16 protein-coding genes are annotated in these 24,696 nt (G+C 50.4%); 4 read left to right on the top strand and 12 right to left on the bottom strand.

The annotated features are described in order from the left end of the window. Positions 1-564 precede the first annotated feature (564 nt). Complete coding sequence (gene mutS / locus F1E05_RS09705) at positions 565-3,159, top strand: DNA mismatch repair protein MutS (protein WP_150048101.1); 2,595 nt, start codon at positions 565-567, stop codon at positions 3,157-3,159. A gap of 203 nt (positions 3,160-3,362) precedes the next feature. On the opposite strand, the gene F1E05_RS09700 is transcribed toward mutS, so the two are convergent. The 6 genes from F1E05_RS09700 to F1E05_RS09675 form a co-directional block, all read right to left on the bottom strand. Beyond that, the gene (locus F1E05_RS09700; protein WP_150048100.1) at positions 3,363-3,776 is read right to left on the bottom strand and encodes a hypothetical protein; all 414 of its coding nucleotides are present in this window, start codon (positions 3,774-3,776) and stop codon (positions 3,363-3,365) included. A 65-nt stretch (positions 3,777-3,841) separates the two neighbouring features. Further along, positions 3,842-5,242 carry an argininosuccinate lyase gene (gene argH, locus F1E05_RS09695; RefSeq protein ID WP_150048099.1) on the bottom strand — a complete coding sequence of 467 codons (1,401 nt, stop codon included), beginning with the start codon at positions 5,240-5,242 and terminating at the stop codon, positions 3,842-3,844. Between the two features lie 177 nt (positions 5,243-5,419). Further along, a complete protein-coding gene (locus F1E05_RS09690; protein WP_232056837.1) occupies positions 5,420-7,996 on the bottom strand; it encodes an EAL domain-containing protein in 2,577 nt (858 codons plus the stop codon). 262 nt (positions 7,997-8,258) lie between these two features. Continuing rightward, a complete protein-coding gene (locus F1E05_RS09685) occupies positions 8,259-9,227 on the bottom strand; it encodes a FecR family protein (RefSeq protein WP_150048097.1) in 969 nt (322 codons plus the stop codon). 148 nt (positions 9,228-9,375) lie between these two features. Beyond that, positions 9,376-11,766 (bottom strand): penicillin acylase family protein, encoded by a 2,391-nt coding sequence (locus tag F1E05_RS09680; protein ID WP_150048096.1) that lies wholly within the window; start codon positions 11,764-11,766, stop codon positions 9,376-9,378. A gap of 140 nt (positions 11,767-11,906) precedes the next feature. After that, positions 11,907-13,595: a cyclic peptide export ABC transporter gene (locus tag F1E05_RS09675; RefSeq protein ID WP_150048095.1), complete on the bottom strand. Its 1,689-nt coding sequence runs from the start codon at positions 13,593-13,595 to the stop codon at positions 11,907-11,909. 641 nt (positions 13,596-14,236) lie between these two features. Between F1E05_RS09675 and F1E05_RS09670 the strand changes: the two genes are divergently transcribed. From F1E05_RS09670 to F1E05_RS09660, 3 genes are all read left to right on the top strand, one after another. Next, on the top strand, positions 14,237-14,425 hold the full coding sequence (locus tag F1E05_RS09670; RefSeq protein ID WP_150048094.1) for a hypothetical protein: 189 nt from the start codon (positions 14,237-14,239) through the stop codon (positions 14,423-14,425). 72 nt (positions 14,426-14,497) lie between these two features. Then, entirely contained in the window at positions 14,498-15,010 is a 513-nt protein-coding gene (locus tag F1E05_RS09665) for an RNA polymerase sigma factor (RefSeq protein WP_150048093.1), read from the top strand. Positions 15,011-15,310: 300 nt separating this feature from the next. Beyond that, on the top strand, positions 15,311-15,529 hold the full coding sequence (locus F1E05_RS09660; protein WP_150048092.1) for an MbtH family protein: 219 nt from the start codon (positions 15,311-15,313) through the stop codon (positions 15,527-15,529). Between the two features lie 63 nt (positions 15,530-15,592). Here the strand turns inward: F1E05_RS09660 and F1E05_RS09655 are convergent, their stop codons facing one another. The 6 genes from F1E05_RS09655 to F1E05_RS09630 all read right to left on the bottom strand — a co-directional run bounded on the left by F1E05_RS09655 (position 15,593) and on the right by F1E05_RS09630 (position 24,624). Further along, positions 15,593-17,035 carry a methyltransferase domain-containing protein gene (locus F1E05_RS09655; RefSeq protein ID WP_150048091.1) on the bottom strand — a complete coding sequence of 481 codons (1,443 nt, stop codon included), beginning with the start codon at positions 17,033-17,035 and terminating at the stop codon, positions 15,593-15,595. After that, positions 17,035-18,357, bottom strand: coding sequence for a PepSY-associated TM helix domain-containing protein (locus F1E05_RS09650; RefSeq protein WP_150048090.1), 1,323 nt, complete (start codon positions 18,355-18,357; stop codon positions 17,035-17,037). The genes F1E05_RS09655 and F1E05_RS09650 overlap by 1 nt, the downstream gene beginning before the upstream one ends. Positions 18,358-18,394: 37 nt before the next feature. Further along, positions 18,395-19,243: a cupin-like domain-containing protein gene (locus F1E05_RS09645; protein WP_150048089.1), complete on the bottom strand. Its 849-nt coding sequence runs from the start codon at positions 19,241-19,243 to the stop codon at positions 18,395-18,397. A 107-nt stretch (positions 19,244-19,350) separates the two neighbouring features. Then, the gene (locus F1E05_RS09640) at positions 19,351-20,331 is read right to left on the bottom strand and encodes a sulfotransferase domain-containing protein (protein WP_150048088.1); all 981 of its coding nucleotides are present in this window, start codon (positions 20,329-20,331) and stop codon (positions 19,351-19,353) included. A gap of 53 nt (positions 20,332-20,384) precedes the next feature. After that, positions 20,385-21,995, bottom strand: a complete 1,611-nt coding sequence (locus tag F1E05_RS09635) for an MBL fold metallo-hydrolase (RefSeq protein ID WP_150048087.1) — start codon at positions 21,993-21,995, stop codon at positions 20,385-20,387. A gap of 55 nt (positions 21,996-22,050) precedes the next feature. Next, positions 22,051-24,624, bottom strand: coding sequence for a TonB-dependent siderophore receptor (locus F1E05_RS09630; RefSeq protein WP_232056835.1), 2,574 nt, complete (start codon positions 24,622-24,624; stop codon positions 22,051-22,053). Positions 24,625-24,696 lie beyond the last annotated feature (72 nt).

Here is a 24,696-nt window from a genome sequence, read left to right as displayed (position 1 = left end):
CGTCGTAAATCATGCGGCGCTCAATAAGCCGCAGTCAATTTAGGTCTTGTAATTTCAGCTGAGCCTTTTGGGGCTCTGTGACGGCAAACATGTCCGGCTAAATATTCATCGCACAGCACGCGTACTGTATAAGCGTTTTCAGAATTTGCCGCCTCTTGTTTTAACGCTAAGGCTTTTACCTTTGATTTCGCTTGCTTTGCTTCTAATGTAGAACCCGCCAGAACCACGCTGGTTTTTCAAAGCCTCCAAGGCGACAATAGCTGATGGAAATGACATAGAAGGCACCCACCAACGCTGCTTCTGTATCTATAAAACCAAGTTCTCACCCCTACCATGGCAAGACAAATGCAGTCCAGGGTAATCAGCAAAAGCCATATGCTGTCCAGGTAGCAAAGCTTTAGCGGTTCCATTTTGGCATGGGTTTCCTGTAACGAATAATGGCGCGAGTATCACCCGAAAAAAACCATACTAAAAACCATACCAACCGGTAAAGTGCGGGTAAGTGTCGACAATGAAATGACAACAGAAAATACGAAATATTACTTATATATCATATTCTTATAAATGAACACCCAGAAAATACAAGGCACCAAGCAAGACGATAAAACACAACACACCCCCATGATGCAACAATACCTGCGCATCAAGGCACAGCATCCCGAGATATTGTTGTTTTATCGGATGGGCGATTTTTACGAGCTGTTTTACAACGACGCCAAGCGCGCCGCGCAATTGTTGGACATCACCTTGACCGCGCGCGGCGCATCGGCCGGGGCGCCGATTCCGATGGCCGGCATTCCGTATCATGCTGCCGAAAATTACATCGCCCGCTTGCTGAAACAGGGCGAATCGATCGCTATTTGCGAGCAGATCGGCGACCCCGCCAAATCCAAGGGACCGGTCGAGCGCAAGGTGGTGCGCATCGTCACGCCCGGCACGGTCACCGACGAGGCTCTGCTGGAAGACCGCAAGGATAACCTGTTGCTAGCCTTGGCCCACTTCGACAAATCGATTGGGCTGGCCTGCCTGGATTTGAGCAGCGGCAAGTTCGTGTTGCAACAACTGGAAAACGACAGCCAATTGCTGGCGGAAATCGAGCGCTTGAATCCGGCCGAGCTCTTGTTCAGCGAAGATCTGGCCTTACCGGCTGCCATCAAAGAGCGCAAGGGCCTGTGCAAGCGGCCGCCCTGGCATTTTGATTTGGACAGTTGCCGGCAATTGATTTTGAAGCAATTCAACTGCCACGACTTGAAGGGCTTCGGTTGCGAGCAGCTGCCGGCGGCGATTTGCGCGGCCGGCTGTTTGCTGCAATACGTGCGCGACACCCAGTTCAACGCCCTGCCCCACATCCAGGGCATCGCCGTCGAGCACGCCGACGACAGCATCAGCCTGGACGCCGCCAGCCGCCGCAATCTGGAGTTGGACAGCCACCCCAGCGGCCAACTGCAATACACTTTGCTCGGCGTGTTGGACAAGACCGCCACCGCGATGGGCAGCCGCTGTTTGCGGCGCTGGCTGCATCGGCCGTTGCGCGACCAGGCCGTAGTCAACGGCCGTTACGCCTGCATCGCCAGCCTGATCGACCACGAGCTGTACCGCGATTTGCAAACCAGCCTGCGCCAAGTCGGCGACATCGAGCGCATCAGCTCGCGGATTGCGTTGAAATCGGCCAGACCGCGCGACCTGTTGACCCTGCGCCTAACCTTGGCGGTGCTTCCTGAGCTGCAACAAAAACTGGCCGGCAGCGACAATCCTCATTTGGAAGCCTTACGCCAGCAACTCAAAGAACACCCCGAATTGGTCGATCTGCTGCAACGCGCCATCATCGACAATCCACCGGTCTTGATCCGCGACGGCGGCGTCATCGCGCCAGGCTTCAACGCCGAACTGGACGAACTGCGCAACCTGAGCCAGAACGCCGACCAATTCTTGATCGACATGGAACAACGCGAGCGCCAAGCGACCGGTATCGCCAACCTCAAGGTCAATTACAACCGGGTGCATGGCTATTACATCGAAATTTCCAACGCCCAGGCTGACAAGGTGCCGGTACATTACACCCGCAAACAAACGCTGAAGGGCGCCGAGCGCTACATCACGCCGGAATTGAAGTCGTTCGAGGACAAGGTGCTGAGCGCGCGGGAGAAATCGCTGGCTTTCGAAAAAGCCCTGTACGACGACTTGCTGGGCACGCTGGGCGAAGCCTTGCTGGATTTGCAACAATGTGCAAGCGCGTTGGCCGAGCTCGACGTGCTGGTCAACTTTGCCGAGCGCGCCGAAACCCTGAACTGGACCCAGCCGGTGTTGACCCAGGAGCCCGGCATCCACATCGTCGCCGGCCGCCATCCGGTGGTCGAGCAACTGTCAAGCATTCCCTTCGTCGCCAACGACCTGGATTTTTCCGGCGAGCGGCGCATGCTGGTCATCACCGGTCCTAACATGGGCGGTAAATCGACCTACATGCGCCAAGCGGCGCTGATCGTGTTGCTGGCCCACATCGGCTGCTACGTGCCGGCGCAATCTTTGAGTTGCGGGCCGATCGACAAAATCTTCACCCGCATCGGCGCCTCCGACGACTTGGCCAGCGGCCGCTCTACCTTCATGGTGGAAATGTCGGAAACCGCCAACATCCTGCATAACGCCAGCGCCAACAGTCTGATTTTGATGGACGAAATCGGCCGCGGCACCAGCACATTCGACGGCTTGTCGCTGGCCTGGGCCTGCGCCGATTACCTGGCGCGCCACGTCAAAGCCTTTACCCTGTTCGCGACCCACTATTTCGAACTGACCACGCTGGCCGAGGAGCAAACCGGCATTCACAATATTCATCTGGATGCGATGGAGCACGGCGACAAGATCGTGTTTTTGCACGCAATCAAGGACGGCCCGGCCAGCCAGAGCTACGGCCTGCAGGTCGCAGCGCTCGCCGGCGTGCCGCAAGCGGTGATAATCAATGCCAAACACAAGCTGGCGCAACTGGAAAACACGGCTTATATCGAACAGCAGGAGCGTAGCGAAATCGACCAATTCGATTTGTTCACCAGCCGGGAATGCCATCCGGCCGTAGTGTTACTGGAACAGCTTGAACCGGACAATTTGAGTCCGCGTCAAGCGTTAGACACGCTCTATCGGATGAAGAAGATGCTGAAAGACATGTAACTTTCAACATCCGAAACGCATTGAGCTAAGGCGATTGCCTTAAATAAACATCCCCGAATGTCGCCGAATTTTTGTTCAGCGACAAAGCTGGAAAAAGAACCGCAGATGACGCCCTGCGAGCTTTTTCCAGCACCGGTAGCCGGACAAAACAGCCGATCAGTTGAGTCGCTTTCGCAGGCAACCGCCTCGGCAAGCCAACCGTATTACCGATAGCCGCCGTTACCGATCAATGCGCCGGCCGCCGCACCGATACCGGTCGCCAAAGGGTCGCCCCCACCCAATTCATAACCGACTACCCCACCGACTACACCGCCCACCAGACCGGTGCCGGTGCGTTGGTCGTAATAACCGATCCGCGGAGCGGGTATCGGAACCGGCGCATATTGAACGACCGGCGGCGCATAATAAGGCACCGGCGCACCATAATACACGCGTTCTACCGGAACATATTCGCGAACTACTCCGCCATGGTGACGCCAATGATTGTGATGGTGGCCGTGGTGACCATGGTGATGTCCATGGTGATGACCGTGATGGTGGCCACCCCCGTCGGCGCTGGCCCAGGCGGAAAAAATCAACGACACCACGGCGGTAAACATTAAAACGATTTTTAACATGTCACTCTCCTTCTCGTTAGGATTTATTTTGAGCAAGAGTGTGCGCGTGCCGGCTTAAAAAGTTCTTAACCGAACGCCGCTGACATTGACGCGCGTGCGGCCGTTATCGCTTTTCTGACTTGTTCCGGGGCAGTACCGCCTATGTGATTTCGCAAAGCGACCGAACCTTCCAGCGTCAAAATATCAAAAACCTCAGGACCGATAGTCTGAGAAAAGCCTTGCAGTTCCGGCAAACTTAATTCGGACAAATCGCGTTCGCTATCCAAACCCAAGCGCACCGCCTGACCGACTACCTCGTGGGCATCCCGAAACGCCATGCCCTTGCGCACCAGATAATCGGCAAGGTCGGTCGCCGTGGCAAAACCGCGTTTCGCCGAACGGTACATATTTTCACGCTTGGCTTGCACGTGCGGCACCATATCGGCAAACGCCCGCAAACAATTCATTAAGGTATCGACCGTATCGAACAAGGGCTCTTTGTCTTCCTGATTGTCCTTGTTATAGGCCAAAGGCTGGCTTTTCATCAGCATCAACAGCGACATCAAATGTCCGGTCACCCGCCCGGATTTGCCGCGCACCAACTCGGGCACGTCCGGATTTTTTTTCTGCGGCATGATGGAGGAACCGGTACAAAAAGCGTCCGGAATATCGATGAAGTCGAACTGAGCGCTGGCCCATAACACCAGCTCCTCGGAAAAGCGCGACAAATGCAACATGATCAGACTTGCCGCCGCGCAAAATTCGATGGCGAAATCGCGGTCGCTGACCGAATCCAAGGAGTTGTTGGACGGACGGGAAAACCCTAGCAAATCGGCAGTCATATAGCGGTCTATCGGATAACTGGTACCAGCCAGCGCCGCGGCCCCCAAAGGCATCACGTTGATGCGTTTGACGCAATCGTGCAGACGTTCTTTGTCGCGGGCCAACATTTCGAACCAAGCCATTAAATGATGGCCGAACGTCACGGGTTGCGCGACCTGCAAATGGGTGAAGCCCGGCATGATGGTAGCGGCTTCCTGTTCGGCTTTATCCAGCAATGCGGTTTGCAGGCGCTCCAATTGCCTCATAATTGCCGCTATTTCATCACGCAGATACAGGCGAATGTCGGTAGCGACCTGGTCGTTACGGGAGCGGCCGGTATGCAATTTTTTGCCGGCGATGCCGATCAAATCGGTCAAGCGCGCCTCGACGTTCATATGCACATCTTCTTGCTTGATAGACCAAACGAAGTCACCGTGCGCAATTTCCGCTTGAATTTGCGCCATGCCTTGCCGAATAGCGGCCAACTCGGCGTCGCTCAAAATGCCGATCTTATGCAACATGGCCGCATGCGCCAGCGAACCTTGAATATCCTGCAGCGCCATGCGTTGATCGAAACTCACCGAGGCGGTGAATTCCTCCACGAATGCGTCAGTGGCTTCGGCAAAACGGGCGCTGGATAATTTCTCGGTATTTACGCTACTCATGATTGGACGATTATCAAAACAAAATCCGGATTATACCGGGCACATCCCGTTTGGTGCGAACCTGACGCCGTTTCGTGTTAGTCGCAAATAAGCCGATTGACTTGAACACTTTTTTAGAGAATCAAACTCCGGACACTTGACGGATGCATGCCCGCTTCGTTCGGCCTCTGATTTGCGCTATGTTTGCGGCCCTTCTGCCGGCGCGCTGACACCTTGGGCAAGATAATGCGCGCGCCACTGCACCGCCCAGCCGGGCAGTTGTTCGGCGCTCATCGGTTTGGCGAGGCCGTAGCCTTGGGCCAAATGGCAGCCCAGGGCCAGCAAGCGCTCCGCATGCCGCTGAGTTTCCACGCCTTCTGCGATAACCTGCCGGTTAAAGGTATCCGCAAGGCCGATTACGCTGTTGACTATGGCCAGATCGTCTTTGTCGTTCAGCATGTCGCGAATGAAACTCTGATCGATTTTTAAGGTGTCGACCGGCAGATGACGTAAATAGGTCAGCGACGAGAATCCGGTTCCGAAATCGTCCAGTGCAAACCGCACCCCCATTTCCCGGCAGGTTTTGATTTTTTCCGATACCGCTGCCAAATCCTCCAGCGCACTGGTCTCCAATACTTCCAGCTCCAACGAAGACGGCGGCACGTCGGGAAATTGGGCCAGTAAGCCCGAGAGCCGGCAAACGAAATCCGCTTGCTGAAATTGCCTGGCCCCCAAGTTAACGCTAACCGGCAAATCCAGACCGATTTCGCGCCAGGCGCGGATTTGGCCGAGTGCCGTGCAAATCACCCACTCGCCCAGTTCCACACTAAGCGGGTGATTTTCAACGACCGGCAAAAAGTCCGCCGGCAAGATTAAGCCGCGCTCGGGATGCTGCCAGCGAATCAAGGCCTCCGCACCGACCACGCCGCCGGTCAATAAATTGACCTTAGGCTGGTAATACAACCGCAAGGCATTGCTGTCCAAAGCCTGACGAATGTCTTGCAAGCGTTCCTGCCGGGTTTTGAGTGCCGCGTCGCGCTCTATGTCGAAAAAATGGTAACGGTTTTTTCCGCTTTGTTTCGCAATGTACATGGCTTGGTCCGCGTGGCGGATCAACTGGTCGGCATCGACCTCGTCCTGCGGATAAAAAGTCACGCCGATGCTGGCCGAGACCTGCAACGACATTTCGTTGACCCACACCGGTTGCGCAGCCGCTTGTAATAATCGCTGCAGGATCGGTTCGCAATCGTCGATTTGCTCCAGATCGACCAAAATGCCGACAAATTCGTCGCCGCCGATTCTGGCTAACGTGTCGCCGTCGCGTAGCGTAGCTTTCATGCGTTGCGATACCACAATCAACAATTCGTCGCCGATATGATGATCGTAACTATCGTTGACCGCTTTGAATCCGTCCAGATCCAAATACACCACAGCCAAGATGCAATGGCGGCGATGGTTGGCCATCATTGCCTGTTCCAGGCGATCGGACAACAACACCCGGTTCGGCAGGTTGGTCAATGCGTCGTAATGGGCAATATATTCCAGTTGAAACTGGTGTTCCTTCATCTGGGTAATGTCGGTGAACAAGGCCACGTAATTTTGGATTTTGCCGGCAGCGTCGTTGACTGCGCTAATAGTCAACATTTCGGCAAACACGGTGCCGGATTTGTGCCGGTTCCAAATTTCGCCGTACCAATGGCCTTTTTCCTGCAATGCCTGCCACATTGCGGCGTAAAAGTCCGCATTGTGCCGGCCGGATTGCATGACGCGCGGGTTTTTGCCGAGCACCTCGTCGCGGCTATAACCCGTGATCCGGCTGAAAGTTTCGTTGACTTCGAGGATGGCGCCGCCGGCATCGGTGATCATGATACCTTCGCGCGCATGACTGAATACTTTGCCGGCCAATTGCAATTTGAGGTCCGCGTGCTTGCGTTCGGTAATGTTGCGCCTAACGCCGATAAGCCCCAATACGCCGTCCCGGCCGTCACGAAAGGGAATTCTTAAGGTCTCGAAACAACAGTGCACGCCGCCGGACGACACCAGCCATTCTTCGCTGACGATTGCGCTTGCAGCGTTAAGAACCTCTTGGTCGTTGGCCGGCACGGCCGATGGGCCGCCAAGATAAAAATCACGATCCGTTTTTCCTATGACTTCGTTGGCCGATACGCCGCAAAAATCGCTGAAAGCGCGGTTACAATCGAGGTAAATTCCGTCGCAAGCCTTGATGAAAATATGATCCGGTATATTGTCGAGCAAGCTGCGCAAGAGCGCTTTTTCTCGATGCAAGAGTTGATTGAGCTCTGTCAGTTCTTGCAATGTGGTCTGCAATTGCGCATTCGAGCCGGCTAACGCCTCAGTCCGTTCGATGACGCGCTGTTCCAATTGCGCATTCAACGTTTCCAGGGCCGCTTTCGCTTGTTCCAATTGCCGGGTGGACGGCAGGCCTAGCGCGGCCGGCATGATTCGCCAAAGCAACACGGCGGTACTGAGCGAAATCAATGCGGTAAACACTTTGGCAAAGGCGTTCGCCCAATAAGTTGGACGCCAAATGGTGATGACGTCAAAGGCGTGGGTCACGCCGCAAGCGACGATGAATAATCCGAACAGGACAAACAACTTGCGGTGATGAATGTCCGGCCGCATTTTCACGAAATGCCAGATCGCATAGGGAATGGAAAAATACGCCAATACAATGGCTGAATCGGATGCAACCAGGGTCCACAGCAAGACCGGGTTCCATTGAATGCAAAAACCATGGGGGATTAAGCCGTTCAAACCAAACGATTCCGCAACCCACTGCCACATAGCACACCATTTCTATAAGCTGAAGTATTTGGCCATCAATCGAACCGAGACCAAGAGGTGAAAACTCTACCGCAGTAAGGAAATTAGCTAGCCCTACCTTAGCAGCATTGTGGTATGGATTTCACATTTTCACAAACTTCGAGTCCGGGCTGACAGCGCCGTCCGGCCGGCGACAAACGCGGAACAGGCAACGGAGCCGGCACGACTGGAACGCATCGAAGCATTGCCGGGATCAACCGATCACCACCAACCAGTCGCCCCAAAACCTCATTTTTAATCCCAGGGTGCTTTGCAGCGTGCCCAACATGGCGCGGCTGTCGCGAATGTTCAGCCGGCCGTTAATTTTCAGCGTGCGTAAGGAATCGTCTTTAAATACCACGACGGCTCGGCTATAACGGCCGATGGCTCCGACGACGTTTTCCAAGGTTTCGTTTTGATACACCAGAAATCCGTTGATCCATGAGGTGGATAAAGTCGAAGACAAGCTTTGCGGCTCGCCGATGGCGTTAGCGGACACCGTCACCGCTTGACCGGAACTTAAAACCACGGGTTGTTTCCAACGCCGGTTTTCCGCAACCTCCACCCGACCGGCCAACACTTTGATTTCGTCGGAATCGCCGTGTCTATCGACGATGAAGCGCGTCCCCAGCACGCGGGTGGCCGAACGCCGGCCTAGAACCACAAACGGCAGATCGGGATCGGGTTTTACTTCGAAATAGGCTTCGCCTTTCAGCAAGCGCACCGAGCGCTGACTCTGATCCATCGTTACCGCCAGCGCGCTCCCGCTATTCAGTATCGCTTTAGAACCGTCCTGCAATTGCACGGTCTGGGTTTGCCCTACCGCTACGGAATAGTCCGCGCCGAAATATATCCGCGCCGGCTCCCACAATAAAGCCGCGACTAGCACGCCGGCCGCTAAAGCCGGCACAACCGGCCGAGTGTTAATGCAGCGTTTTTTTTTAACCGGTGCTATCGCGTGCCGGGCCGCACTGGTGGTCAGGCTTTCCAGCAAAGCGTCATCGCCCCACATCTCACAAATTTCGTAAAACGCAGTTTTATGGGCCTCGGCCTGCTCCAACCAACGCAAGAACTCGGCTTCGTCGCCTCGGGTAACGCGTTCCGAGCGCAACAGGACAAACCAATCGGCCGCCTGCTCGTCTACACTATCGTCCGCATCGGTTTGCTCGGTATTGTTGTTCATAATCGTTAACTTCGTTTACTGGTTCACTCTGAAAGCCCTAGCGATGAGCCTCACCGCTCGCGCGGGCCGCGTTTCACGTTCCCGCCTGATGGTCTTGACTCCCGGTTAGTTTAGCCAAATCGCACCGGGCGAAAAGCAGCCTGCGGGGCTATTGCGTCCCGGGCGGACGCAACGTCAAGGTATGCACCGAATTTCCGGCCGCGAACGGTAACGGCAACCCGGTCAGCCAATAGGGCTGCTGATCGCGGTAGTGAGCGGATAAAGGATGGCCGGATTGTCCGCCCGGCATATGCAAAATGCCTTCCGCGAAACGGCCGGGCGACACCACCAGCCGCTCGCTGGCGCCGAAACGCGCGCCCGTTACCCGCACGCAATAGCCGCCGCATCCGGCCAAGGCTTGCCGCGGCATGTCCAGCAGCGTTGACAAAGCCGGCAAAGCTTTGGCGAATGGGTGGGAAAACTCGGCCCGGTTAACCTCGCCCCAATTCAGGGCCGCCAATGCTACAGCCGGATGCGCGGCTTGCAAATTGGCGGCTGCAGCGGTCAATTGGCTCAAAATAAAAGTTTGCCAATCGTGTTGTGCCGGTTCCGGCACTAATTGCGGAGGACGGCTGTCCAGCAACGCCTGCAGCGGCGTATCGACATAGTTCCAGCTGTATTCGAAATCAGGTTCCAATTGCCGGCAGCGCTGCAAAAACGGGCTAAAAACCGACGCTATCAATTGTTTGCGAAATTCGATCAGCAGCGGCAAACCCAAGCTATCGGTATCGGCCCTACCGTTCCAGCTTAACAAATAATTGCGCAAGCCGTTCAACTCGGCGTTGCCGGCGGTTTTATCCGGCGTTAATACGCTAAGCGCCAATTGTTGGTAATAGGTATAAAACTCGCTGTAGGTATCCTGCTGCAGATTGAATAAAGACCATTCGTCGAATCGGCTCATTTGCCGCAAGCGCTGATCGATGCGGTAAGCCCGATAACCGCTGGCAAAGTTGCGTCCCACCGAATACGGCAGTTCGGTCCCAAAGCGCCTATCGTTGGCGGACAGCAAAAAGCCGGCGGCCGGATCGACGCTTTTCGGCATGTCCGCGGCGGCGAGATATCCCGACCAGGCCGCATCGCCGTCGGCCCACGAGCGGGCGATTGAACCGTCGCCGGAACGGCGTAACGGCAATTTGCCGGTCAGGGTCCAGGCGATGTGGCCCGTGGAGTCGGCCAGCAACACGTTCAATTGCGGACCGCCTGCCCGGTTGGCGACGGCGATGGCTTGCTGCAGACCGCCGGCTTGTTCCAACTCCAATATGTCCAGATTAACCGCATCGACATCCAAAGCCGTCCAGTGAATCGCCGCTTTTTGACCCAGTAAAGGCTGTTGCGCCACCGGCCCCCACAGGCTTTCTTCCACCAGCAATTCTTTATCGGCCTCGCCTTTGATACGGATCAATTCGCGGCGCTGCTCGAAATTCCGCCATTCGCTGCCGACCCGGTATTGCCCGGCCCGTTGCGTATCGCCCTCCAGCAACACTAAATCCAGAAAATCGCCGGCCAGATTGGTCAAGCCCCAGCCCACATGCTGATTGCTGCCGGCCACCAAACACGGGGTTCCCGGCAAAGACACGCCGGCGGCCAGCACGCCGGGGTATTCGAGCTGTACCCGATACCAGATATTGGGAACGTTAATGCCCAGATGCATATCGTTGGCAACGATGGCCCGGCCGTCCGCGGTTTTGGCGCCGGATACCGCCCAGGCATTGGAACCGGGCATAGTTTCTTCGGGCGCGTGCGCCAAGGCCCGGCCGGCCGGCAAACTTTCGCTCAGCAAGGCATGCAAGGCCGCTATCGGCAACGGTCCGGAGGGTACCCGCGCCGGCGCATGTTGTTGCAAGGCGTCGGTGTAACGGTCGCTGTCCGGGGTTAAAAATGTCACCACCTCCGCCGGCAAGGCCTGGTCCATGACGGTCAGCATGCGCTCGTATTGTTCCGCCCAGGCGGTTAAATTGTCGAACATGCCGAAGATCACCAGCAAGCTGTCCTCCGCCTGCCAAGGCTCCGGCCGGTAGGCCAATACGTCGAATTCAAACGGCAAAGCCCGCGCGCGTTGCAGATAGTCGTTAACCCCGGCGGCATAAGCTTCCAAATAACTGCGTTGCGCTGCCGGCAATTTAAGCAACACCTGCTTGGCGCGCATATTAAAACCGTAGGTTCTTGCCTTGACGTCGCTGCCGACGGCGATAGCACCGAACAATTCGGCCAAGCGCCCGGCATTCTTGCGCCGCATCAAATCCATTTGAAACAGACGGTCCCCGGCATGCAAATAACCCAAGGCCCGGACGGCATCGCTACGGCCGGCTGCAATTATCCTGGGTACGCCCAAGTTGTCGGTTTCGATCCGGACCGGCTCGACCAAGCCCGACAGTGCTTGCTCGCCGTCCGCTGCAGGTAACGACTGGCGCAGCCATAGATAGGCGGCTGCGGCCGCCAGAACGGTCGCGCATGCAACGGCGACTAACACTGTTTGCCAGGCTTTGTAGGTCTTTGTCATGATGGTTGTCGAGAACAACAGTTAACGATAAGAGTCACTCTTCCGCGCGAAAGACAGTGTCTTTCCACTCCGAAAGTAGTCCGGGATGAGGAGATAAAATACCGCTTTTGCATTTTAGAATTTGGTCGGAAAAATCGTCCCTAAGAATTGAGGGGAGTGATTTCCGACCAAGCCCCAAGCGCGGGATCGACCGGCTGAATCGCCCGTTCGTCCGGCACCTGCGGATACTCTATCGCAGCGATTTGCCCGTCTTCCAATTTGATGCAACGGTCCGCCAGCCGGAAATATTTGTCGTCGTGGGTAATCGCCACCACCGTTTTACCGCGCGCCTTTAATGCCGGCAGCAATTCGGTATAAAAAATCTGCTTGAATTCCGGGTCTTGGTCTGCAGCCCATTCGTCGAAGATATAAATCGGCCGGTCTTCCAAATAAGCGGTCAACAAAGCCAAGCGTTTGCGCTGACCTTGCGACAAGTTTACCGAGGAAAAGCGCCCGTTGGCGATTTCAACCTTATGATTGAGTTGTAGACGTTCCAGATAGTCGGCGATAAACGCTTGATGCGGTTGGCTATCGATTCCGTACAGTTCGTCGAACAAATGGAAATCGGCAAATATGACCGAAAAGTTTTGCATGTACGCATCCCGGTTGCCGGCATCCACCCGCGTCCCATTCCAGAACACGCCGCCTTGTTCCGGATGATATAGCCCCATCAACAGCATGGCTAAGGTGGTTTTACCGCTGCCGTTCCCGCCCACCAAAAAAATTAATTCGCCGGGCCTGATGGTTAAATCGATAGGTCCCAGGGTAAAACTGCGATTTTCTTTTTCCCTATGAAACTGGTGAGTCACCCCACTCAATATCAAGTGTTCAAACTCGGGCTGTTGCGGCATCCCTGCGCTGATCGAACTGCAAGATTGCGCCAAACTCCGCTCCAAAGCCGTCACCTTTTGCAAAGCCACCTTGGCTCTGGCGAAGGTCGGTATGCTGTTGGTTAAAACGGTCAACGGCGACATCATGAATAGAAAAACCAAAACGTAGCCGCCGACGACCTCCGTATTCAGCGCTTGCCAATGCGGAAACACAAACAAAATGGCCGCAATCGTCAGGTAATACAACAACTGTATCCATTGGTTGATCAGCAAAAAATGACCGATTGCCGCCAAGGAATGCCGGCGATAACCTTCGGCATGCGCTTCCAACGCGCCGGACATAAACCCCTGCGCGCGGCGGCGGTGTAACTTCAATTCCCGCACGCCTTCGGTCAAGCCGCTGAACCCGCGACTAAGTCCGTCATATTCCTCCCTAGCCGCGCGTAAACGGCACTGCGAAAACCGGTTACATACACCGAAGCTCAAAACGCCGAAACCGATTGCCGAAGCCAGCACCGCGGCCAACTGCCAGGACAACCAGGTTAAATAGCTCATACAACCCGCCACGATCGCAAAGTTGATGCAGATCACCGGAAACAACTCGCTGGCGCCGGCAATGCTGACCACGTCTTCGGTCAAATGGCTCAATAAGGCCGGCTTACCTATGGTTTGCAATACCGGGTAAGGCGCTTGCAATATCAAACCGGCAATGCGTAACCGCAAGTTCTTCACGAGCCGGGTGCTGAAACGATTCAATCCGTAGTGAGAGGCGAATCGGCTCAATAACACCACTGCCACCAGACCGGCAAACCCCGCATGACCGAAAAATACTTCGGACTTACCTGCCAATACGCCATTAATGAACGCGATTAAACCGGCATTGCTCAAACCGCTGACGATTCCGGTCAACATGACAAACAAAAGGGTAAGCGGCGACGACCGCCATAAAAATGTCCACATTTTCTTTTCGAAAACTCTATGTCGTGAAAAAACGCAACACTGATGCAACGCTCATGCTTTAACCGGATTCAGCTAGCAAAATCTTGGGCACTTAGAACGCCTTAATGCCCCCTACTACTGAAAGCGTTAGCAACACGGGTCTTCTCTCTGGATCTCGCTAAAAATTGCTTCGCGAAATGACTGTTCCTGCCAAACCGTGCGTGCCCAGCTCGGTCGATGCATGAACGGTTTGGCGCGGTGGATGCTCCGATTTTCCCGTCCATCTTTCGACAAGCTCTCAAGAAACAGCAAGATTAACTCCATAGCAGCCTTTCCCTGTTTCTTGTTACCCCCCCGCGCCCGAAGGGGGCTTACTTTGCTCAGAACGAACGCGAACATCCTTGCAACGCGAAACAGGGAATTAATTTGTAACCATCCTAACGCTCATGAAAAAGCGGCATCCCCCCGGCAAATGAAAGTTTTTCGGTGGGAGCGACGCCTTCGTCGCGACGAGGGCGTCGCTCCCACAATGACTTTCATAAATAAGCAGTAGCAACGGCGCATCACGCCCACCATCGCCTTAGAGTAAGACGGCAATAAGAAACAAAACCCCCAGTTCGATTTGCAATCGGATTAACCAAACCGAGACAGCGAAATAAACTATGTTAATTAACGCCATAAAAACCGGTCATATCCCTCAATCAGCGGCACAACCAGCTTGGAGTTTAAACTCCGTCGCTGTAATGCTAATGATTAACATTTGGCGCAAAGCTTGCTTTAGCGATGGTGAAGTTTACGTTGACAACCCCGGCGCTGGAAAAAATAAAATGCAAGATAAAGAGAGGGATTAAGGCTGTCGCCAACTTGCAATCCGGGGCAAACAACTAAGCCGCCCACCCGTCAACCGCATAAGGAATTGAGCAATGACCCTAGAATCGATCTATCAAGACCATCAAGCCGAACTGCAACAGCATCTAGCGCGCATCGTAGATTGTCCCGAAATCGCTGCAGAATTGGTTCAAGAATGCTTCATCATCTTTTCGCGTGAAATTCAGAAACAAGTCATCGAACATCCGCGCGGATTTCTATTTCGTACCGCCCGCAATTTAGCTTACGACCACATCAAGCACCGCAAAGTAGTCGAAAAATATCAGAACAACGCCGACCCGACCCTAATGCCGGCACTGGAAACGCCGTCTACCGAGCACCTATCGTTAGTCGACGAAAAACTAGCCATATTTTCTGCCATTGTCGAACGCCTGCCGGAACGGGCGCGCGAAGCTTTTATCCTAAACAGGGTATACGGGATGACCTATCCGGAAGTCGCCAAGGAAATGGCGATCAGCGAAAGCGCGGTGGAGAAATTGCTGGCGCGGGCCTTATTGCACTGCAAACAGCAATTTAAGCGACGCCAACTCGAATTAAACGACATCTGAGGACATTGGACTAGTCAGTCGTCTTAACTGCGCAAGGTAACGATAGGGCATCCTGCTTACGACCAGTCCAGTCAGCGCATTAAAAAAAGATGCGGAAGTGATGACGCCACGTAGCGCCTAAAATCCGACCACATGCACATGCCGCTCATAACAGGAAAAGTCATTTCGGGAAGTTATTTTTTTAGCAAACCTATAGTCCGAGCTAGGGTAGATTGATCTGTCTAGCCGACTGTCAGCCGATACACGCCGTTAAAGCCTATTTTATGCGGCGAATTAATACCTCATACACCGGAGACAACAATGAGTTGGGACGAAGAAGACACCACTATTTATCAAGTCGTAATCAATCATGAAGAGCAGTATTCCATTTGGCCGGAATACAAGGACATTCCCGCCGGCTGGCGAGCCGTCGGCCCCAAAGGCCCTAAGCAGAAGTGTCTGGATTACATCAAGGAAGTTTGGACAGACATGCGGCCGCTGAGCTTGCGGCAGCATATGCGGGAGGATGGGTTGGAATAAGTTCGAGAAGCGCAAGGATGCGTGCTTTTTTCAGTTTTCGGATCGAGATAATAATAAGCCGTCCTATCCATTGAGTTCGATTAAGTAATGCTGCACGTTTAACATGTAAATCAATTGTAAAAATTCTTCTTCATTTAAATAAATTCCATTTTTTTGCAAAATGCTTAGCAACATTTTTAAATTATTTTTTCCATTACAATATTCAAATATTTTTTCCAATAACATCGCAATATCTGAAGGAATAGAAAACGATTGCCCTGCCACACTTATTTCTATATGTTCACTAGCACGACCTAGTTGATCGAATGACTTTTTTCTGACAAAAAACAACTCGCGATCCATTACAATTCTGGGTACTTCACACCAAACAGCTTCATTTGCTCTAAAAAATCGTTGAATCGGTTTTTCGGTATTAAATGAATTCTGTTCGGTATGAATTTTCCTTAAGGTAAAAAAATGCACCAACTGTTTAGTATTTCCAGTCTCAGGGAAAAGCTTTTCTAAATTTAGCAAGCTAAAACGCTCAATCCCCATATCAACCACATCAAACCCCATTTTTCTAAAAAAATCAGGCAATTCATTTATTCTTCTTCGATCTAATTCTGTCGGATCTCCTGGTACCTTAAAAGGGTTTGAAAAATTGATCCATAAACCATCTGCCTTCAATACTCGATAAATTTCTGCTGATAATCGTTTCGGATTGCTGACAATATCGAGCACATATTGAGTAATAACCACAGACAACGAGTCGCTATTAAACGGCATGTTCATGACGTCAGAAACAATATAACGAATATCGTTTTCTGTCGATTCCGGCGGTGTTAAATTAATCTGTTGCCAGTCGGCTTTCTCCAAATGAAAAGCCAACGGCTCACCTTCGATCAATTTTTTGGCAGTTAATAGCGTCGGTAAAGATAAATCAACCGCATAAGACACTCGAAAGCGTTCGGCAACACTATATAATAATCCACAAGCGCCGGCTCCTAAAACCGCAACAGAATCTCTATCTTTACAATGCCGGGCAATAGTTCCATTAAATAAAGCTTTTACTTCAGATAAATCAGGCATCCCTGACCAATCTTGATAAAAATAAGGCAACATATCATGAAATGTGAAACCAGATTTTACAGAGCTCCAAGCCAGGGTATTATCTTGACTAGGCAGGTTTTGTAAAAAATTCATAATAGGTAGACAGGATTCTTCCAAAAAACTGGTATTCCCTGACAACCCATTTTTAGTCATCGCTATTCTGTCCGATAGATCCATTGCATTATAATATTGTTCAAAATCATCCAGATTCCGAATAATTTTTTCAAATGAATGCCGAGTTTCTTCCATTTCCATGACAAAACCTTGCAACGATGAAAAAGGATCCGGCAATAGAAAAATATTAATATCGTCAATAATAGGATAACTGATTCCACAATCAGAACACATTACGATAGATGGAGATGAATCATCCAAATCTCCATGACAAAGAATACATTGATACATTGAAAAACCCATTATTCAAATGTTGATATCCGACAGTGTTTTAATTGGTCAATTTCATATTCTGCAGTAATATGACAGTTTATTTTGTCTTTCTTCAGTTGTTTGGCTTTGCGCTTTTGTAGCCATCGAATTACTCCGGTTACATACAAAACCGGGCATGCCAAGCCGGAAAAAAGCACTAAAATCCGCCCCGTCCAACCGAAAGCATGACCACTGTGCAATGGCCATTGCCAATCTATAAAAACATCACCAAAACTGCCTGTCCCTCTATCATAGATATTAACAATATCACCGCTATATTGATCGATAGCGAAATCACGATAACCGATAAACCGGCTTAATTCAGTTAGGTCACGTTTCATTACAACATAGACGTCCTCACGATTTTTCGGTGCATTCAGCATCCACAATTTACCGGCCGGATAACCTTTCTGCACAATAGCTTCCGCGTCCGCGGCATTTATCGGCTGTTGACCCGCTTGCGGCACGCCGCTGTGAACCTCTGCCGGAACAGTGCTAAATACATCGGGCCGATTGACTGGTGAAAATAGTTTGACTAGTTCATTCATTTGAATTGGCAAATTCATGTAAATACCGGAAAATAATACAGGCATGAGCACAATAGTTGCGTAAAAGCCGACGGTTTTATGCAGATCGAAGTTAAAACGTACAGACCCTGGCCGAAGCTTGAAGGTTAATGCCTGCATGAATTTGCCAGTCAGCGGCCACCAAACAATCAGACCCGTTAACAGTGAAATAATCGAGAAGGCCGCCAAGATACCGTTGATAATGCTGCCGGTTTTGCCTAGCAACAAACACCAATGCAACTGCATAATGAAACTAACCAAGGGTCGCCCCCAATAGCGTCCCTTGGGATGCCAAAGCTGTATACCTTTGACCTGACCCGTATAAGGATCAACGAAGATGTAATAACCGTTATCAACGAAATTATAATAACCGTCGCCGTTATTCGCCTGCTGTGCCTCCTTGGCGAAGTACAGCAGCTTGTAAGCGACATCCGGCTTGCGGGGATAGTACACTTTAAAAAGACGACCGCCCTGCGGCTTGACTGACTCTGCCGCCGCGATAATTTCGTCCAAAGCATATAATTTTTTCTGATTTTCGGGTGGAACTAAGACAATAGCCAACTCCGGATTCAAGACTTCCTGAGCTTCCTGATAAAACACCAGAATGCCACCAGTTAGACCGACAACAGCCAATATAACCCCGACGAATAAACCGAGATATAAATGAACATCAAGCCACAGCTTACGGCGCGCTTTCAGTCGGGCTAATCGTCGAGCATTGAATTTATCTATTGTCATCGTAGGCATCGAAATATCCTCTTTTCATTTGGCTTCGTTCTTCTATTTAAGAGCGCCGCGCATCTCCACGAACAGATTTCATCATGCCATTTAACATACGTTTTCCTTTGAAGAGCCATGACATTAGTTCAAACAATGGTACATATCTCCAGGGAATTCCCTCCGGAGGTAACCATCTCGACTTTCGAGAATCATCCCAGAAAAAAACGACCGCAGAACTGAATTCCGTTGTTTCCACGCCATGCCACCAGTAAATTGGAAAAAACAACATTTCTCCCGCTTTAACTTCGCATTCGTAATATACGGCTTTTTGATATAAGGGGTATTTCTCTAAATCAACCGGCTCTCCTTCAATCTTACTAAAATGCAATTTCTGATACAGGTAAGGAGTTTGATTTGGAGCGAAAAGTTTTACCCGTTTGCTTCCTGAAACCTGACACAGTAACGCCTTACCGAAAGGGTGAAAATGAATTTGCGAATGCACGTTGCTACCGATATAACAAACCGCGACGAATTTTGTGGAATCAATGTAAGCAGGAACCGTAAAGTCGCCAACGACTTCCGGCAAAATACTCTCTACACTTTGTTCGCTTAAATAAACTCTTTCATTACCAATCGGCTCCTTATGAACCAGTTCCAAATAATTCGCCAGTTTCATTAACTCTGAGTGCGCTCCGAGATAGGCGCCGTTACGCATGCGTTTGACAGGAACTGAACGTTCACCGGCAATTGACTTAAAATATTGAGAATTCCAAAGCGAACAGGCATCCCACTCGGAAACAACCCCCGTTATCAATACGGGCTTACCTGGTTCAGCGTATAATCTATTAAACTCTTCAATCGACGGCGCATTAACTCTGTCCACCTGTAATGGCAATTCTTCACTCAAATACATTTTTCAACCTCCTGTTATTCAATCATACTGACATCAATATGCCCCATACTTAAAATGGGTGAGAGCACTTATTGATAGCTAGATGCGTTATAGTCTAGGTATATTATCTACTGCGCTTTAACATCCCAATCAAATTCATTGTCTAATATATTCCAAAGTTTTTTATTATATGGCTCGAAAAATTCATATAATCTACCAACACTTTCATCATCGGCCGGCGGCAGTACAACAGGATTTTCATTGACTCTATCTTTAAACTGAGGGGTTGCAAAATTAGGCAATCCAACAAAGCCATATATTTTGTTTAAAAAGTTATTGCTATCTGAAAAATAATCTTGCGCATCCAACACTAATACGTTATTTTTCCCAAAACACTCTATCCAATAACTAACTGCCTTATAATAAATGCTTGTTTGCACTGGATCGCAAGCACAAGTAGTAAACATAGGATAATCCGGAAAAACCGATAACGCCTTATCCACATACGCCGGAAACGAATTTAAAAAATATAAATTATCCGAGCGTTTTTTTCCGGCCATATATACTTCCCATTTCCATTGAGAATAAAATCTTTTAACGGGATCTCTTAATGTTAAAACAACTTTTGTTTCCGGTCGTTCCTTAGAAAGATTATAAATCAGCTCCATCCAATGAAGATAAGGAGCCAAAAACGGAGTTAATGCAATTCCATATTTAGATGCAAGTTTTCTCTTTTGTCGTTCTGTGGGATAATACATGCGCCATTTTTCAAGATCGGCAGAGAAACATTCTTTAACTAATGGAGGTATCACATTCGGATGCAACATGATATTGACTGCCAAATCACTAGTGCCACTCTTTATAGGTCCAACAACACAGAAATCCGGCAGAGTTCTCTTGCCGGAAAATTTTCGCACAAAACTACGCCATACCGGAACATAGCCGAAATAATGCGGAAGGAATTGATATTCAATCCACTTCGATAAGTATTCAATATTAGAAGGGAGTTTATCTTCGGGAACATAGCCCTTAATAATACTCGTATATTCGGTTGCCAACAAATAAGATCTGGATAGCTGCTTTCTTTTATAATAAAGATAATGATCCATTTATTTAAGCGACCTATAAGTTTATATTCATGGAAAACGGTGGTTTGCTTTATTTAAAGCTCACCACCCAAATAAATTTGATCCTTGCCGTACAACCTTCGCGCATCGGCAAAACCTTTACGTTCGCAAGCTTCCAACACTTTACTTATTTCTTTAATATAAAGATCGTCATCTTCCGGCTCTAATGCCATGAAATATTGCAGCCAGGGTTCGCGGCCTATCGCGTAGATATAAACTCGCTCCGCTTGGACTGCATCCAACAAGTTCAAAGCCGCATGAGCATCGCTGCCTTTGGAACGCCGCGACTGGCAATGCTTGTGCTCGGGTAATTTCGGCAGCAGCGGCCCGTATACCCAGGATAACGGCGCACCTATGCATTCCATGCCTAAAAAAACGGTTTGGATCGGGCCGTACTCCGCACTCAGATTTTCGTACATGCGCCGGTCAAGGCAGTTGGAATCGGCGGCAAACAGCAAGCGTTGCGGACCGGCACAAATCAGGTAGCCGCTTTTAGCAAACGGCAAGTCGTTATGTTCGCCGAGAAACGGCACCGCAATGCAAGCACCGCCGGAAAACGAAAAACTATCTAACGGATCAACTTCCGTGACTTTGGAGAAGCCCAGTTCCCGAGCCAACAGTTTCATCGATATGTCGCCGTAGAATATGCCGGAACTTTTAGGCACCACTAACATACCGATTTTATGACGAAGGCGTAGCAACGCTTCAAACACGCAGTGATCGTGATGAACGTGGGTAACCAACACATAATCGATATAGGGCGGCAAGTCCTGAAACGTGTAACGTTCTATGCCGCCCTGACTGGGTTGTATCGCTATAAAAGGATCGATCAGAATCGCAACGTCGTTATATTCGATCAATACACAGGCATGACCGAAATAGCGAACCCGAATACCACTGCCCTGCCATTTTTCCGCCATGTAAGGGGGCCGGTCGGTCAATAGGCTGATCAATTTTTTGTCGTCTCCGGCATCGAGTCCCAATAGCTCGCGGATATAACTCAAAGGTTGAGGCTGGTTATCCAGTTTAAACAGTTCGTCGATCTCTGTCCTCGCAAACGGTATAGTCCATTCGATACTATCGTCCGTTGGCAGGCGCGGCGTGCTCATGTAATAGGCCCTAGCGCGATCATGAGTTTGGGTAAAGAGGTGCAACGATTGCAAGTGCTTTTTGTAATGCGTACTTTTGTAAAACAAGCTTTCAATACAACGCACAATAGGCCGATTGTTATAGTCGTACAGCAATTCGATAAAGCCGCGCAACGACTCCGGCAGCACCGCATAATACGGTTCCAGACTCTGGCCCGTGGCTTCTTTATCCAGCAGGTTTTGAAAAGCGATCAAATCCTGCGCCATTTGCTGAGTGGCACCGTGCTCTTTGTCCATCCGCTCCAGCATTTGCTCTATCTCGGCTGTCCGTTCGACCGGAACATTGACAAACGGTCCACCCAATAGCTTTGGATTAGCGCTGGATTCGACGTGAATGCCGGGCTTTTGTAGATATGAACTCAAGTTTTTCTTTTGGTAATTCAGCATATGCAAGCTGTACGGCACCGGAGAAAAAGTATGCGGCCAAGCCACCCACTTGTCGACTAGCGCTTCCACCGCCGTCGAGTCGGCGAGGCGATATAGAAGTTTGTGGTTCATGCCAGCTTTCTCCGACTACAACAAACAGATTGACCGCTTTTCACCATCGTTGTTACTAAAACTCTACCCGAAGGGACCCCACGACCGTCAACGGCTCTCCCGGATAAACACCAAGCCGGGGAGCGACGTTAGCAGCGGAGTCGGTAGGATCGGTAGACGCATAATATTGTTTATCCAGCAAATTACGGACACTAAGTTGAGTCGTCACACGGGCACTTTTAGTGTCCCATCTGTAAGCGGCGAAAGTATCCATCCGCACATAACCGGGCATCTGAAAGGAATTGGCGTTGTCGCCTTCACGTTGCCCGACAGCAACACCGCCCAAGCCAAAACTCAAACCGTTCAGGGCGCCATAACCGTTAAGATCATATCTGAGCCACATACTTCCCGAATGCTCGGGTACGTTACTAAGACGGTTACCTGCCGTGTCTCCGCCGAAGTCTTTAATAACGCGTGCATCGGTAAAGGCATAGCTACCGATCAGGCTCAACGCCTCCGTCACACGTCCTGTCATATCCAACTCAATACCCTGACTGCGTTGCAGGTTGGCTATTTTGTCAAATGGATCCGACGTACTCAGGTCATTAACCAAGATATTGTCTTTAGTCAGATGGTAGTAGGCGAGAGTGGCTAGAAACCGCTGATCGAACAATTGTGTCTTGATGCCTGCTTCAAACTGTTCGCTGGTTTGCGGATCGAATGTTCTTCCGTCGGCAGAGTTGGCATTGTTGGCGCCAAACGAGGTTGTCCAGTTGCCGTAAACGCTCAGCTGTTGCCAGGGTTGATAGAGAATGCCGACACGAGGACTAAATCCTTCGTCTTTACGGATGAGCGCTCCGTCGGCACGGACCAGATTTTCAAGCTGATGTTCGGCATCTGCGAAATTGGAAGCGTTGGCCCTACCAGTTTCAGCCCAATCGTAGCGGCCGCCACCCATGATATGCAGCCGATCCCAAATGGTGATTTGATCCTGGAAGTATGCACCATACCAACTGTTGTACGTGACCGCATGATTATTACCTATCACGCCAGCAAAGTAATCGGACGTCGACAGCGCAGTGTCGAAAGTGCTTTGCGGAATGCCGTAGCTAGGATACGGGTTATAAATATTGATTGCCAATGCCGGATCTGGAATCTTCCATCTTCCGTCTACGTTGTATTTATCGAATGCTCGATAAAAGTCAAAGCCGCCTAACACTTCATGCTTTGTTTCTCCGATGTCGAATTTACCCGTGATATCCAAATTAGTGGAATACACTTCCCGACTACTAGTTTGCCTGAATATATTCCGACTCATCATTCCGGTAACTTGATTTAGTGCGACAGCATCATTGAACGCCGGCGCGGGAGTGACTTGCGTTGTATTTCCATCGGCCAAACTCGCTAAAAAACGATTATGTATTGCCCAGTTATCGTTAAAACGATAATTTATTTCTGAACCTATTTTTACACTGGACTGTTCACTTAAAGGAGTATTCGGGTCTCCCAAATTGCGGCTAATAGGAATAGCCGCAGGACGATTACCGATGACCGGAATCCCAAAATCAGCCATCGCATTCTTATTTGTCCCTTCGACATCGACGGTAACATCCAGTGCATCGGTTGGCCTCCAAGTAATGCTGGGATTAACCAAAACCCGATCGGAGGTAACGAAATCCCGAAATGATTTATTGTCTTGATAAGCACCTGTAAAACGATAAAGCAGGGTTTTATCAGCGTTGATGGGACCGGTTGCATCCCACTGGGTACGGTATAAATCGTACGATCCGAATCGTTGTTCAAGCGAGTAATAGGGTGTATCCAAAGGTTTCTTGGTATTAATATTGATCAACCCGCCCGGCTCAGTCCGGCCGTAGAGTTGGGCCGGTCCCTTAAGTACCTCGATACTTTCCAGATTTCCCGTGTCGAAGCTGCCGAATCCCCCTTCGTTACTCAAAACACCATTACGATAGATATTACCCGTGCGAAAGCCGCGGACAATAAATCCGTCTCCCGACCCCAAAGACGACTGCGGACGCACCCCGCTGATGTTTTCCAGCGCATCCGCGACGCGTGAACTTTTTTGATCGTCCATTACGGCTCGCGGCAACACTTGTATGGAAACAGGCGTTTCCATAATCGGCGTATCGGTTTTAGTGGCCGCACTAGCATGGGATACGGCATACTCCTTGTTGTAAGGATTGCTAGCATCATGAACAGCTTTACCCGTCACGGTGATTACCTCCATCGTTTTACTCGACTGAGGCTCGGAAACAGTTTCCTTAGCTAAAGTAATACTGTTATCTCCCGTCAAACGATAAACCACCCCCGTTCCCCGCAACAACTCCTTAAGACCATCTTGTATACTATAATACCCTTTAACAGGTTTAGATTTTTCATCTAGCACAATGTAAGCCGGATATATTAACTCAATACTAGTTTTTTCTGCGAAACTATTCAATGCGGATGCCAAATCGCTTGAAGGCATGTCGAATTGTATTTTTACGCCTGCAACTTGTTCAGATGACGCCGGATCAGTATAAAGAAACGTTAACACAATCATTCCTTTTATAAAGCGATTTTTAATATTATATATTGGATTAATTACAATTTTATTAGGCGAAAAGTTATTTTTTTTATTGTGAACCATTCGGTGGTTTTCCTTAAATATGTCCTGTTTGAAAATAATTTTAAAAATCGAAATCAATAATTACAGTATGTT

Source organism: Methylomonas rhizoryzae (genome assembly GCF_008632455.1).
Classification (GTDB): Bacteria; Pseudomonadota; Gammaproteobacteria; order Methylococcales; family Methylomonadaceae; genus Methylomonas; species Methylomonas rhizoryzae.
The sequence above is the reverse complement of the archived record's forward strand: the minus strand, read 5'-3'. Positions and strand labels throughout refer to the sequence as shown.

Coding starts and splice junctions, on each gene's coding strand:
- F1E05_RS09685 (WP_150048097.1), bottom strand. CDS start 9,227: ATGAACAACAATACCGAGCAAACCGATGCGGACGATAGTGTAGACGAG.
- F1E05_RS09660 (WP_150048092.1), top strand. CDS start 15,311: ATGAGTTGGGACGAAGAAGACACCACTATTTATCAAGTCGTAATCAAT.
- F1E05_RS09670 (WP_150048094.1), top strand. CDS start 14,237: ATGTTAATTAACGCCATAAAAACCGGTCATATCCCTCAATCAGCGGCA.
- F1E05_RS09630 (WP_232056835.1), bottom strand. CDS start 24,624: ATGGTTCACAATAAAAAAAATAACTTTTCGCCTAATAAAATTGTAATT.
- F1E05_RS09645 (WP_150048089.1), bottom strand. CDS start 19,243: ATGTATTTGAGTGAAGAATTGCCATTACAGGTGGACAGAGTTAATGCG.
- F1E05_RS09665 (WP_150048093.1), top strand. CDS start 14,498: ATGACCCTAGAATCGATCTATCAAGACCATCAAGCCGAACTGCAACAG.
- F1E05_RS09655 (WP_150048091.1), bottom strand. CDS start 17,035: ATGGGTTTTTCAATGTATCAATGTATTCTTTGTCATGGAGATTTGGAT.
- argH (WP_150048099.1), bottom strand. CDS start 5,242: ATGAGTAGCGTAAATACCGAGAAATTATCCAGCGCCCGTTTTGCCGAA.
- mutS (WP_150048101.1), top strand. CDS start 565: ATGAACACCCAGAAAATACAAGGCACCAAGCAAGACGATAAAACACAA.
- F1E05_RS09640 (WP_150048088.1), bottom strand. CDS start 20,331: ATGGATCATTATCTTTATTATAAAAGAAAGCAGCTATCCAGATCTTAT.
- F1E05_RS09680 (WP_150048096.1), bottom strand. CDS start 11,766: ATGACAAAGACCTACAAAGCCTGGCAAACAGTGTTAGTCGCCGTTGCA.
- F1E05_RS09675 (WP_150048095.1), bottom strand. CDS start 13,595: ATGTGGACATTTTTATGGCGGTCGTCGCCGCTTACCCTTTTGTTTGTC.
- F1E05_RS09700 (WP_150048100.1), bottom strand. CDS start 3,776: ATGTTAAAAATCGTTTTAATGTTTACCGCCGTGGTGTCGTTGATTTTT.
- F1E05_RS09650 (WP_150048090.1), bottom strand. CDS start 18,357: ATGCCTACGATGACAATAGATAAATTCAATGCTCGACGATTAGCCCGA.
- F1E05_RS09635 (WP_150048087.1), bottom strand. CDS start 21,995: ATGAACCACAAACTTCTATATCGCCTCGCCGACTCGACGGCGGTGGAA.